Annotated in this window: 10 protein-coding genes; all 10 read left to right on the top strand. The window is 49.2% G+C overall.

The window, feature by feature from the left end; genetic code table 11:
* Positions 1-5: 5 nt before the first annotated feature.
* The 10 genes from V7051_RS15585 (at position 6) to V7051_RS15630 (ending at position 14,303) form a co-directional block, all read left to right on the top strand.
* Positions 6-863 (top strand): NADP-dependent methylenetetrahydromethanopterin/methylenetetrahydrofolate dehydrogenase, encoded by an 858-nt coding sequence (locus V7051_RS15585; RefSeq protein WP_333876437.1) that lies wholly within the window; start codon positions 6-8, stop codon positions 861-863.
* Positions 864-882: 19 nt separating this feature from the next.
* The gene (locus V7051_RS15590; RefSeq protein ID WP_333876436.1) at positions 883-2,208 is read left to right on the top strand and encodes a glycerate kinase type-2 family protein; all 1,326 of its coding nucleotides are present in this window, start codon (positions 883-885) and stop codon (positions 2,206-2,208) included.
* 29 nt (positions 2,209-2,237) lie between these two features.
* On the top strand, positions 2,238-3,491 hold the full coding sequence (gene glyA / locus V7051_RS15595) for a serine hydroxymethyltransferase (protein ID WP_333876434.1): 1,254 nt from the start codon (positions 2,238-2,240) through the stop codon (positions 3,489-3,491).
* Positions 3,492-3,840: 349 nt separating this feature from the next.
* Entirely contained in the window at positions 3,841-4,053 is a 213-nt protein-coding gene (locus V7051_RS15600; RefSeq protein WP_333876432.1) for a DUF2281 domain-containing protein, read from the top strand.
* Complete coding sequence (locus V7051_RS15605; protein ID WP_333876431.1) at positions 4,035-4,373, top strand: type II toxin-antitoxin system PemK/MazF family toxin; 339 nt, start codon at positions 4,035-4,037, stop codon at positions 4,371-4,373. The genes V7051_RS15600 and V7051_RS15605 overlap by 19 nt, the downstream gene beginning before the upstream one ends.
* A 38-nt stretch (positions 4,374-4,411) precedes the next feature.
* A complete protein-coding gene (locus V7051_RS15610; protein ID WP_333876429.1) occupies positions 4,412-6,085 on the top strand; it encodes a formate--tetrahydrofolate ligase in 1,674 nt (557 codons plus the stop codon).
* Positions 6,086-6,275: 190 nt separating this feature from the next.
* Positions 6,276-8,708, top strand: coding sequence for a two-component system response regulator (locus tag V7051_RS15615; RefSeq protein ID WP_333876428.1), 2,433 nt, complete (start codon positions 6,276-6,278; stop codon positions 8,706-8,708).
* 230 nt (positions 8,709-8,938) lie between these two features.
* Positions 8,939-10,924, top strand: a complete 1,986-nt coding sequence (locus tag V7051_RS15620) for a TonB-dependent receptor plug domain-containing protein (RefSeq protein ID WP_333876426.1) — start codon at positions 8,939-8,941, stop codon at positions 10,922-10,924.
* 107 nt (positions 10,925-11,031) lie between these two features.
* Positions 11,032-11,571, top strand: coding sequence for a YfiR family protein (locus tag V7051_RS15625; protein WP_334181155.1), 540 nt, complete (start codon positions 11,032-11,034; stop codon positions 11,569-11,571).
* A gap of 23 nt (positions 11,572-11,594) precedes the next feature.
* A complete protein-coding gene (locus tag V7051_RS15630) occupies positions 11,595-14,303 on the top strand; it encodes a response regulator (RefSeq protein ID WP_333876422.1) in 2,709 nt (902 codons plus the stop codon).
* Positions 14,304-14,333: the final 30 nt, after the last annotated feature.

Here is a 14,333-nt window from a genome sequence, read left to right on the forward strand (position 1 = left end):
AGTTAATGAAAAAACTGTTATTCCAATTCGATACAGACACTCACCCTTCAGTTTTCGATACTGTTGTAGCCTATGATGGCGGTGCAGATCATGTTATCGGACACGGAGGACTGACGCCTGAAAATATCTCGGCTCTGGTAGAAGGCACGATCTTTACCCGTGCACCCAAAGATAAGAAAAACACCGCCATTTTTGTCGGCGGCAGCGACATGATTGCCGGCCAGGCATTATTTGCCGCAGTACAAAAACACTTCTTTCCCGGCTTCCAGGTTTCGGTCATGCTCGACAGCAACGGCAGCAATACCACAGCCGCGGCCGCTGTCGCCAAACTGGCGTCAAGCGGAACTTTGGCCGGTAAAAAAGCGGTAGTGCTGGCCGGTACCGGCCCGGTAGGTCAGCGTGCTGCGGCGATGCTGGCTAAAGAAGGCGCAGAGGTCACATTGACCGGTCGTAAAATGGAGCGCGTCGTTCAAGCCTGCGATAATATGAAAGCACGTTTTGGCGTAAACCTGACCCCTATTGAAGCATTCGATAACGATGCCCGCGCCAAGGCCATCGAATATGCCAACATTGTTTTTGCAACCGGTGCCGCAGGCGTGGAATTGCTCTCGGCCGATCAATGGCAGCACAATACCAACATCGAAATGATCGCCGATGCCAACGCTACTCCACCGCTGGGCATCGGCGGCACCGATGTAATGGACAAAGGCAACCTTCGTAACGGCAAAATCATCTGGGGCGCTATCGGTTTTGGAGCGTTAAAACTATCCCTACATCGCGCCTGTATCGCAAAGTTATTCGAAGACAACAAGCAGGTTTTCGATGCCGAAAATATCTTTGCGTTAGCCAAGGAAATGGCCTAAGCACGCCCCAGAACCTGAAATGAACCCTTTAGCAGATCAAGCCGCCCTGGCATCAATAAGGCAGGATGCCGTCGGCATTTTTCAGGCAGGCATAGCTGCGGCTGATCCTTACCAGGCTGTTAAACACTATTTGACGCCCGAACTTCTTAAAGGCTATTCGAAAATCCATCTTATCGCGTTCGGCAAGGCCGCCTGTGCGATGGCAAATGCGGCGCAAGAAATCATTCCTGCCGGACAGATGGCGGGCAGAGGCATAGCCGTTACCAATTATGAGAATGTAACAAGCATCGATAATGTTAACGTGATCGGCGCGTCGCATCCGCTGCCCGATACAGCCGGGCTTAACGGCGCGAAACTCATTGCCGAACGGGTTCGTAATGCGCAAGAAAATGAGCTGGTGCTGGTACTGGTCAGCGGCGGTGGTTCTGCGCTGATCCCCTACCCTGCCGATCAAATCACCTTACAGGAAAAGATTGCCACTACCGATCTGCTGCTGGCCTCCGGTGCGACCATCAACCAGATCAACTGCGTGCGCAAACATTTGTCGCAATTAAAAGGCGGCGGCTTGGCCCGAATGGCTGCGCCCGCCCATTTGCATGCGCTTATTTTGTCCGATGTGCTGGGCGATGATCTTAGCTCCATTGCCAGCGGCCCTACTGTAGCCGACAGCACCACTTACGCCGATGCAATCGATATTTTTAAAACCAAAGGCATTTGGGATCAGGTGCCACCAAATATACGGCAGTATCTGGAACAAGGTAAACTGGGCAATATTGCAGAAACACCCAAGCCGAGCGATGATGCATTTAAACATAGCGCATATACGCTGATCGGCAGCAACACCATCAGCCTCAATGCAATGATGCAAACGGCGCAAAAACTGGGTTACGAAACCGAATTATACAGCGATCATTTATGCGGCGAAGCCAGGACTGTAGCAGCGGCTTTAGTCGCCCTGTGCGCCGAAAAGCGACCAAACCAACCCATAGCCCTGTTGGCTGGCGGCGAAACCACGGTCACCTTAAAAGGTAATGGACGCGGCGGCCGCAATCAGGAAATGGCGTTGGCTTTTGCGCTTGCCGCTGAAAAATACGACTTAACCGGCAACTGGATCTTCCTGAGCGGCGGCACCGACGGCCGCGACGGACCGACCGATGCGGCCGGAGGCATCGTTGATCCGAACACGATCAAACGTATGACCCAGGCAGGCGTAAATCCGGCCGAGCTGCTTGAAAATAACGACTCATACACCGCTTTAAAAGCATCCGACGACTTACTGAATACCGGCGCGACTGGCACCAATGTCGCCGATCTGCAAATAGTGCTGATCCAGCCTGCACCTTAAACAAAAAAACATTACTCCAGGAGAACACCATGTTTAAAAAATCAATGTCCATCCAAGGCTTCGATGACGAATTATTCCAGGCAATGGAAGAAGAGCGTCAACGCCAGGAAGATCACATCGAACTGATTGCTTCTGAAAACTACGCCAGTCCACGGGTCATGGAAGCGCAAGGCTCGCAACTGACCAACAAATATGCCGAAGGCTATCCCGGCAAACGTTATTATGGCGGTTGCGAATTTGTTGATAAAGTCGAGCAATTAGCCATCGACCGCGCCAAAGCATTGTTTGGCGCCGATTACGCTAATGTACAGGCACACTCAGGTTCACAGGCCAATATGGCGGTATTCATGGCGCTGATTCAACCGGGCGATACTATATTGGGATTAAGTCTGGCTGACGGCGGTCACTTAACACACGGGGCTAAACCCAATTTCTCCGGCAAAATCTACAATGCTGTTCAATACGGTTTAAACCCTGAAACAGGTGAAATTAATTACCAGCAAGTTGAAGCGTTGGCCCTGGAACATAAACCCAAAGTGATTATTGCGGGCTTTTCCGCTTATTCACGTATTTGGGATTGGCAACGATTCCGCGACATTGCCGATAAAGTGGGCGCTTATTTTGTGGTTGATATGGCGCACGTCGCCGGTTTAATCGCAGCCGGTTTATATCCTAATCCGGTACCCTTTGCGGACGTTGTTACCAGTACCACGCACAAATCCTTACGCGGCCCGCGCGGCGGTCTCATTCTGTGCAAAAGCAACCCGGAACTGGAGAAAAAAATCGATTCCAATATTTTTCCGGGCATACAAGGCGGCCCTTCGATGCACATTATTGCTGCGAAAGCCGTTGCTTTTAAAGAAGCTATGCAGCCCGAGTTTCGCGTTTATCAGCAACAGGTGATTAAAAACGCCCAAGCCATGGCGGCAGTGTTTATGAAACGCGGCTTTGACGTAGTGTCCGGCGGCACGGATGACCATTTAATGCTGGTTTCGCTGATTGCCAAAGGCATCACCGGTAAAGCGGCAGATGCGGCGCTGAGCAAAGCGCATATCACTGTCAACAAAAACGCCGTGCCTAACGATCCGCAATCGCCGTTCGTAACCAGCGGCATTCGCGTCGGCACGCCTGCACCAACCACACGCGGCTTCAAGGAAGCAGAAATGATCGAAATCGCCAATATGATGTGCGATGTGATGGAAAATATGGAAGACGAAAATGTGCTTGCAGCGGTACGCGAGAAAGTCAGCAATCTGTGCGCGCGCTTTCCGGTTTATAGTTAATGGGTAGGTCGGGCAACTGCTTTTCGTTGCCCGGCATTTTGGCTAGCCGAAAATTACAAATATTCACCGTTATATTGAAACATTGGAATGTCGGGCATAGACAGCATGCCCGACCCAGCTATTGACCTATTATTGTTGACCATCGCGATTGTAAAAAAGAATGTTACATTGCGGCATCAAGTGTGCCAAGAGCCAGAGCAGCAAGACAGAAATTGATAGATGAAATGTCCAAAAAGAAAAAAACAGAATTAATATTCAAATCCGATCAAGCTGTCATAACTATTTAATCCATTGATATATCTCACCTGCGTAACTTTAAATACCCGAAGACTTGAACAGGGGAAATTTGATGACACATTCTATTCAAGAAATAACCGCAAAAATCAGCGCACTCCCTGAGCCTATGCAGCAAGAAGTGTTCGATTTTATTGAGTTCATGCAAGCCAAAGTCGCTCGCCAAGCATTGCTATCCAAACATGAATCCGCCTTGTTAAGCGAACAAGCACTAGCAATCGACTGGAACCGGCCTGAAGAGGATGAGGCATGGGCGAGTTATCAGTAGCCGATATTGTTTTTGTCTCATTTCCATTTTCGGATTTAAGCCACGCGAAATTAAGACCTGCGTTAGTGCTGGCCTATGCCCAACGAGATGATTGGATATTGTGTCAAATCGCCAGTAAATCATATAACGACGATAAGGCTATACGCATTGATGAAGTCGATTATAAAAACGGTGGCCTGAACATGGTCAGTTTTGTTCGCCCCGGCAAACTATTCACTGCCAATATAGCGCTGATCAATAAAAACATAGCCGCACTTACAAATGCTTCACATAAAAAAGTAATAAGCGCCATCTTACAAATCCTAAAAGATGGTCAATAGCCAAAATTCAACCAACTCCTTTTTTGAAAAACAACCATATGTCAGACATAGAAATCGCCCAACAAGCCAATATGAAACCGATCATCGGTTTGGTTAAAGAACAATACGGCATTGATGCCGAACACCTTGACCCTTACGGCCATTATAAAGCCAAGATGTCGCTGGAATACGTCAACAGCCTGTCCGATAAACAGGACGGCAAGTTAATTCTGGTCACCGCGATCAGCCCCACCCCGGCCGGTGAAGGCAAAACCACCACCACGGTGGGCCTCGGCGATGCGATGAACCGCATCGGCAAAAAAACCATGATGTGCCTGCGTGAACCTTCACTCGGCCCATGCTTTGGCGTCAAAGGCGGTGCGGCGGGCGGCGGTTATTCGCAAGTGGTGCCGATGGAAGACATCAACCTGCATTTTACCGGCGATTTTCACGCGATCGGCGTCGCGCATAACCTGCTGTCGGCGTTGATCGATAACCATATCAATCACGGCAACGAGTTGGACATTGATCCACGGCGCATCCAATGGAAACGCGTTGTCGACATGAACGACCGCGCCTTGCGTAACATTGTGGTCGGCATGGGCGGCCCCGCCAACGGCTATTTGCGTGAAGACGGCTACGACATCGTGGTCGCGTCCGAAGTCATGGCGATTTTATGTCTGGCGACCAGTCGTGCGGATCTTAAAGAACGTCTGGGCCGCATCGTAATCGGCTATAAATCCGACCGGGTAACGCCGGTTTATGCGCGTGACCTGAACGCACAAGGTTCTATGGCGGCGCTGCTAAAAGACGCAATCAAACCGAATCTGGTGCAAACGCTGGAAAACAATATCGCGATTATTCACGGCGGACCGTTTGCCAATATCGCCCACGGCTGCAACACCGTAACCGCGACCAAAACCGCGCTGAAACTGGCCGATTATGTGGTGACCGAAGCCGGTTTCGGAGCCGATTTGGGCGCTGAAAAATTCCTCGACATTAAATGCCGCATGGCCGGACTCAAGCCATCGGCAGTAGTATTAGTCGCTACGGTAAGAGCGCTTAAATTCCACGGCGGCGTGATTAAAGAAGAATTAAACCAGGAGAATCTGGCGGCCCTTGAACAAGGTTTTGAAAACCTTGAACGTCATTTACACAACATCACCCACCATTACGGCTTGCCTTGCGTCGTATGCATTAATCATTTCACGTTCGACACCGATGCGGAAATCGCCTTGCTGAAGAAAAAATGCGAAGCCTTGGGCGCAAAATGCGTAGTTTCCAAACATTGGGCCGAAGGCGGCGCGGGTGCCGAAGAACTGGCCAGAGAAATCATCGCTATCGCCGATAACCGCGAACCCGGATTTAACTACGTCTATGATGAAAACCTGAGCCTTTGGGAAAAAATCGAAACCATTGCCACCAAGCTGTACGGTGCAGGCAGTGTCACTGCAAACGCCAAGGTCAAAGCGCAACTGGCTGCATGGGAAGCGGATTACGGCAAGTTCCCTATTTGCATGGCGAAAACCCAGATGTCATTTTCAACCAATCCTAATTCCAAAGGCGCGCCTTCCGGGCATGTCATTGAAATCAGGGACGTTCGGCTGGCAAACGGCGCCGGCTTTATTGTAGCGATTGCAGGCGATATGATGACCATGCCCGGCTTGCCCAAAGTTCCTGCCGCGGAAAGAATCGATATTGATGATAACGGCAAAATCACCGGGTTATTTTAATAAATCAGGGGGTTCAAAATGTTGAGTCCCCGCTATTTTGCTTCCACAAAGGCAAAATGATTGATTTTGTTTTACCTTTAAACGCTCCAACTTGAATGCAACATAAATTCCATAAAGACAGGGTCATTTTGTATAGATACCGTCCGAAGTTTAGCCAGTTTATACGGATGTTTTTAAAAGGAAACATGTAATGCGGATATTAGTGATCGACGATGATGCGATGACGCGACTGTTGATCCAGAGAACGCTGTCTCCCCATGGTTACGAGCTTATTGAGGCGGAAGATGGCGTAACGGGTGTCGCGCTGGCGATTGAGCATGCCCCGGATCTGGTGCTACTTGATATCGTCATGCCTGATATGGACGGTTTCGCCTGTCTTGATGTTTTACGGGAACGTCTGCCGGGGTGCTGTATTACAGTGCCGGTAGTCATGCTCACCGGGGTGGAAGACAGCGACTCGATTGAGCGAATATTTGCGATGGGTGCGGCTGATTTTATTCATAAACCCATCACTTGGCCGTTGCTGGCTCATCGATTGCAATTCGTAATGAATTCCTATGCGCGGAACAATGAACTGCGGATTAGCGAAGAACGCTTGCGATTGTCGATGCGCGCCGCTCATCAGGGGTTCTATGACCTAGATATCAGGACAGGGCGAATGATCGTCAATGATGAGTACGCTCATATGCTGGGCTACGATCCTCGAACATTTGAGGAAACCAATGCAGCCTGGCTGGATCGGCTGCATCCGGAGGATCGGAACACCGTGGAAAAAACCTATCAATCCTATATAGCCGGGGAACTGCCTGAATATCGAACGGAGTTTCGTCAAGCCTGTGCGGAAGGGTCATGGAAATGGATTTTGTCCACCGGCAGCATCATTGAACGGGATTCGTCGGGTAGGCCCGTGCGCATGTTGGGAACATACACAGACATTGACCATTTGAAACAGAATGAAGAACGTCTAAAGCTGCTGGCGAATGTCTTTGAGAACAGCGGTGAAGGCATCCTGGTGTGTACTGCTTCCAATAAGATCATTGAAGTTAATCAGTCTTTCACCAGTATCACCGGATATCTTTCAGACGAAGTGATCGGCAAAGATCCAAAATTACTTGCATCAGATCGTCACAGCACAGCTTTTTATAACGGCATCAGGAAGACGCTCAATGAAACAGGTTATTGGCAGGGAGAAATGTGGAGCCGGCGCAAAGACGGTGATTTTTTTCCAGTCTGGCTCGGCATTTCAACAGTACGTGATGCACATAACAGACTGACCCATTATATCGCCATCTTCTCCAATGTCGCCGAACGCAAGGCAGCGGCGGCTAAAATCGAATATCTGGCGCACCACGATGCGTTGACCCAGCTTCCCAATCGTACCTTGTTGCGAGATCGTTTTGAGCAGGCTGTTGTGCACGCAGTTCGCAATAACACCTTAGTGGCATTGCTTTTTCTCGATCTCGACCGATTCAAGCAGATCAACGACACCATGGGGCACGATATCGGCGATCGTCTGTTGCAGGGCGTGGCAACTCGCTTGGTAAGGTGCTTGCGTGAGGGTGATAGTATCTGCCGTCAGGGCGGGGATGAGTTTATTATTATGCTGACTGATTTGCATGATAGAAATGCAGTGGCGCAGATCGCTGAGAAAATTTTGCAACGAATTAATGAACCCTTCGATATCGATGGCGTGCATCTCAACACTTCATTCAGCATCGGCATTAGTATTTATTCGGTGGACGGCATGAATTTCGACGGGCTGCTCAATAAAGCGGATACGGCCATGTATGTGGCCAAAAAACAGCGGTCCAATATTTTTCGTTTCTTTTCAAGCGACATGAATATCGCCTCAATAGATCGCCAAAACATGGAGAATGGCCTGCGCCACGCTCTCGAAAAAGGTGAGCTGAGCCTACATTATCAGCCGCAATATTCCACTAAAGATCGTCAACTGGTAGGGGCTGAGGCTTTGCTGCGCTGGACAAAACCTACAGGTGAGCAGGTGCCTCCAGCCAAATTTGTCCCTGTGGCAGAGGACATCGGCCTGATCGTGCCGATAGGCGATTGGGTGCTGCACGAGGCTTGCCGTCAGAACCGTATCTGGCATGATGCCGGATTAAAATTGACCATCAACGTCAATGTATCGGCCGTACAGTTCAAGCAGGGCAACATGGTGGAATCGGTTCGGTCGGCTCTCGCATCATCCGGCCTCGACCCCTATTACCTGGAACTGGAATTAACCGAAACCACCCTGATGGTGGATATCGAGGCCGTTGCGAAAGTCATGGCAGAGCTCAAAAAACTGGGGGTAACATTTGCCATTGACGACTTTGGCACCGGATATTCCTCTCTTAATTACATCAAACGCTTTATGGTAGACAAGCTCAAGATCGATCAGTCATTTGTCAGCGATCTATCGCAAGGACGACAGGAAGATAAAGCCATTATTCAGGCGATTGTCCAGCTGGGACAGACCTTAAACATTCAAGTGCTAGCCGAAGGTGTTGAAACGGAGGACCAATTCGATCAACTTGTACAACTCGGCTGTGAGAATGTGCAAGGTTTTTACCTGAGTTATCCCCTTTCTGTAGTAGATTTTAAACGGGAGATACTGCCCCGGTAGAAAACCGGAACTCAAAGGGCAGCCTCACTATGTCGGCGTTGTTATATCAATAGATGACATTTTTCTATTTTTAACGCAGTGTAGACTGCTATCGCAAAAATGAAGCGTTTATAGCAAAAAATATCGAAAGATATCTTTGTATATCAATGATTCTATGAAATTTTATTTATATAACGCCGATCATCATTGATTAAAGAGATAATGACAGGGCCGAAACATCTATCAAAACAATGCGCTGTCTAATAATAACTATCATCCTGACAGCCCTCAGCACTCAAGTTGCAGCCAGTACTGAGGATTTAACGGCTCTTTCCATCGAAGAGCTGCTGAATGTCGAGGTGATCAGCGCGTCACGGTTGGGCCAAAAAGCCAGCCAGGCCCCCTCTTCGGTGTCAGTGCTGACCGCCAAGGATATTCGCACCTTTGGCTGGCGCACCCTGTCTGAAGCATTAAACGCCATACGCGGGTTATACACGAGTAACGACCGCAACTACAGCTATCTGGGCGTGCGGGGATTTATGCACCCCAACGATTATAACTCCCGCGTACTGTTCATGATCGACGGGCAGCGCATGAACGAAAATATCTTCGACAGCGGCTTCTTGGGCCAGGAGTTCATGCTGGATATGGATCTGGTCGATCGCATCGAATTTATCCCCGGTTCGGGTTCGTCGATTTACGGCGCCAATGCCTTTTCGGGCTTAATCAACGTCGTCACCAAAACAGGCCACGCCATCAATGGCGCCCAACTGGCCGGCGAAGTGGGCAGCTTCAATACTTACAAAGGTCGAGTCAGTTACGGCAAAAAACTGGATAACGGGGCCGATATTCTATTTTCGGCATCACATTACGGCAGTGCCGGTGCAGCAAACCTGTATTACCCGGAATTCAACAACCCGGCCACCAACAATGGCTTCGCCAGCAACATGGACGCCGAGCATGCAGACCGTTTGTTTGGAAGGGTTCAGTTCCAAGAATTTACCCTGATGGGCGGTTTTGTCGGTCGATTCAAACAGGTGCCGACGGCATCTTATCAAGCGCTGTTTAACGATCCGGATTTTCATACTAATGACCAGCAGTTTTTCGGCAATCTTAAATACCAAAAAGCCCTGACCGATAAAACCTCAGTCATGCTAAAAGGCTCTTACCAAGGTTACGACTATTCCGCCAGCGAACCCTATGACAATAACGGCCAGGTTATCAATTACGACGGAGCCAGCGGCCGCTGGTGGGGGGGCGAGGCGCAACTGACCAGCACGGTTGTTAAAGGCCACCGCTTGATGCTGGGATTGGAATATCAATACGACCAGCGCCAGCACATATTCAATTACGACATTGCTCCCTATGTAAACTATCTAGACAGCAATCGCCAGGGCAATCGCGCCCAGCTATACGGCCAGGACGACATACAGATTCTTGACGATTTAATCTTCAGTGCCGGCGTGCGGCTGGACTATACCCACATGCTGAAACGCCTGCAACTCAACCCGCGCCTGGGGTTGATTTGGAGTCCTTTGGAACGCACCACGTTCAAACTACTGTACGGATCTACATTCCGTGCACCCAATGTCTGGGAGCAGGACTACAACCTCAGCGCAGTGACTGCCAATCCCAATAACTACGAAGAGCGGATCAAAAGCTATGAAAGCGTCATCGAGTGGCACTCAACAACCGGCCTGAAATTAATCGGCGACCTGTTTTACAACGATATGACTCAAATGTTGGAACAAATCATTGATCCTGGTTATGGCGCCAACGGGCAATTTATCAACATCGGGCGCTATCACGCCATTGGCGGGGAATTGGAAGCTGAAAAGCGCTGGGATAGCGGACGTTTCTTCAAGGCTTCCTACACATACAGCCGCCTGACTGACGAAACCAATGGCGGCATATGGGCTTTCGGCTCGCCAAAGAACCTCTTCAAATTGCATTACGCCGAACCTTTGTTCAATAACTTTGCCAATCTGGGCATTGAAAATATTTATATCGGCGAACGCCGGGCCCTGCAAGGCGGCGTTGCGGATGCCTATGATCTCCTCAACCTGACTCTCGGCTCTGACCGTATCATGCAAGGACTGTATGTTTCGATTGGAGCTTATAACCTGCTCAATACTCACTATCAAATGCTGGGCGGCACCGGTCCCGCCGATATCACTCAAAACATCCTGCCGATGAACGGGCGCGAGTTTCGGCTCAAATTACAAGTCACCTTTTAATTTGAGCCGTCAATTATGAATCTAATACGCGACTGTTTTACCGGTCAAATTGAAAGCCATGCTTTTGCTGGTAACCTTGGTCATCAGAAACTGGAATGTTTAACGCCATGTTAAATATTTCCTCGTTCTTTAGCCGATTGATGCTGGCCCTGCTGCTCACAATAGCTATTACCGATCAGGCACAGGCTGAGTACGGCAGTGAGGCTGCGGTAAAAACCGCTTTTTTGTACAACTTCTTCAAGTTTATTGATTGGCCAGAGGCCGCCACCAACCAGAAGTCTTACCGCTTATGCACAACAGATAACGATCAGTTAGGCGAAAGCCTGTTGGTGCTGGAAAGCAAAACCATCGGCGGCAAACCCATGGATATACATCGCGCTATCAACGGTAATGACTTGAAAAACTGTCACATGGTTTTTATCGACTCATCCATAAATGCGGCTGCAATTATCCGGGAGCTAAAAGGTTTGCCGGTAGTCACCGTCAGCGACAAACCGAACTTCGTCGATCAAGGCGGCATGATAGGCTTGGTGCAAACTGATAATCGACTCAGTTTTGAGATTAATCTTGATGCGATCAACAATGAAGGTATCCATATCAGCGCCCAACTGCTTAAACTGGCGAAACGAGTCCATGTTACCAAATGACCGGTTATGATTAGGGGCGTCTTATGAAACAACAAAAATTCGCCAATCTACCTATAACCAGCAAACTACGTCGTTTACAAGCTATCACGGTTGGTCTGGCGCTCGTATTTACCTTATTGATTAGCAGCGTCACACAACTCTGGCATCAACACCGTGAAATGCTGGCCGATGCCCGATCGACAGGTAATATGATCGGCTTTAATGCTGCGGCAGCCCTGCTGTTTGGCGATAGCCGGTCAGCGACCGATATTCTGTCTGCATTGCGCAGTAAATCCGACGTTATTGCTGCCCAGCTATATACCACCGAAGGAGCGCCATTTGCTCACTATATCTCGGACAATCAAATTGCCGCCTTCCCGAATTCATTATCTGAAGCCCAAAACCAACTGCAACAGAACCGTATAGTATTACTGACTCATACAGTCATTCAACCTATCAGTCAGAAAGGCGATATAGAGGGCTATTTATACCTGGTGATCAATTTACGGCCCATGTGGTGGAGCATTTTCAGTAGTCTTGGCCAAATTTCGCTGGTGATGCTGGTGGCTTTTTTGCTGAGTGTACTTTATGGGCAGCGCTTGGCAGCGCTGATTTCAGCACCGCTGATACGTTTAGCCCAGCTGGCTCAGCAAGTATCGCGAGAAAAAGATTACACCTTAAGAGCAAGAGGCGAAGGTGAAGATGAGATCGGCCAACTGGTTAACAGCTTCAATCAGATGATAGAACAAATTCAGCAACGCGATTCCGAACTGGAAAATCACCGCGATCAACTTGAACTTGAGGTTGAGGTCAGAACGGCGGATTTGCGTAATGTAGTCTTGCAAGCGCAGGCCGCCAACATCGCAAAATCGCAGTTTCTGGCCAACATGAGCCATGAAATCCGCACCCCGATGAACGGTGTTCTGGGCATGACCGAACTGTTGCTGGAAACGGAACTCAAACCGTTGCAACAACAATATGCAGAAACCGTCTATCGCTCTGCAGACTCGTTGCTTTCCATCATCAATGACATCCTTGATTTTTCTAAGATTGAGGCCGGTAAGATAGAACTGGAAACGTTGGATTTTCATCTGGAAGATATGATCGAACAAGTGACGGAACTCTTCCATGAGCAGGTTCACGCCAAAGGCATTATTCTGAAATACGACATAGCTGACGATGTTCCGCTGGAAGTAAGAGGCGATCCATACCGCTTGCAGCAGATCCTGATCAATCTAATCACCAATGCGATTAAGTTTACCGCTCAAGGTAGCGTTCAGCTCCTTGTCAGCCTTGATCTAAGCAACAATATCAATCAACAGGACATTGTTTTATGCGTCAATGTACGCGATACCGGCATTGGTATCTCATCCGAATCGCTGTCGCAATTGTTCAAACCTTTCAGTCAGGCGGATAGTTCGACCACACGCAAATACGGGGGAACCGGCTTGGGACTGATCATCAGTAAGGATCTGGCTGTATTGATGGGAGGAGATATCGAGGTGAGCAGCGTGTTGGGCGAGGGTTCGGAATTCCGTCTCAAAGTTTGTTTGCAGCCTGCACTGATCCCAATGCCGGCACCCCAGTTGTATTCCGAGCTACACGGCAAGCGGGTGCTGATCGTTGATGACAACCCACTCACTATTAAAAAACATATGCTCGAATTCGGTATGCTTCCGCGGATAGTCGAGGACAGCGCACAAGCGCTGGAGCTTCTTGAACAAAGTATGCAGTGTGAACAATTGTTTGATCTGGCCCTGGTGGACATAGAAATGCCCGATATGTCCGGTGTAGCGCTGATTAACCATATCCGAGCCGATAAACGCTTTAATCCAATGAAAGTGATCATTCTTGCTTCCAGTGCGTTTGAAAGCGAACAGGCCTGTTGTGATCTGTATCTATCTAAGCCCTTGCGCAAAAGAGCGTTGTATAACGCCCTGTTGAACCTGTTCTCAGCTGCTCATAACACTATTGGAACCTCAAAATTGAGCCTGCGTGTTCTCATGGCTGAAGATAATCCGGTCAATCAGATAGTCGGCCGTGCGATGCTGGAAAAACTGGGTTGCACTGTAGTCGTGGTTAATAATGGACTGGAGGCGCTTGAACGCTGGCGGCAGAAAGATATGGACCTGATTTTGATGGACTGCATGATGCCGGATATGGATGGCTATGAAAGCACTCGGCGTATTCGAGATGAAGAGGCCGGTTTCGATCAAAAACGCACCCCCATCATAGCATTGACGGCTAACGCACTTAAAGGCGACAAAGAACACTGCCTGGCGATGGGCATGGATGAGTATCTGTCCAAACCTTTCCGGCTCGAAGCGCTACGAGCATTGCTCAATCAGTTCATAGACACATCCAGCATTAACCAGCAGTCTTCGCTATCGAAGACACTTTTTATAAACGATACACGCGTGAATCCTGAGCCTTTGGAGATGCTGCGTAATATGGGAGGGGCAAGCCTAGTGCAGGAAGTATTGCAGCTGTTTTTTGCAGACACACCGTCAAAGCTGGAAAAGATTGCAACCGGTATGCTGGCAGGCGATAGGGAGACGATACGCCATGCCGCCCACAGCATTAAGTCAGCCGCGGCCAACGTCGGGGCAACAAAGCTTTCCGAACTCGCCCGCACTTTGGAACAGGCCGCCCAAAATGAATTACAAGTCATTGACGCGATAACGGTGGATGCGCTGGAACAAGCCTACAATGAAACTGTAATAATCTTACAGCTGGAAATGGAGTCAATATGACTCATGCAAAAACCTCCTCTACTGGTTGTA

Origin of the sequence: Methylobacter sp. (assembly GCF_036845245.1) — a bacterium.
Lineage (GTDB): Bacteria > Pseudomonadota > Gammaproteobacteria > Methylococcales > Methylomonadaceae > Methylobacter_A.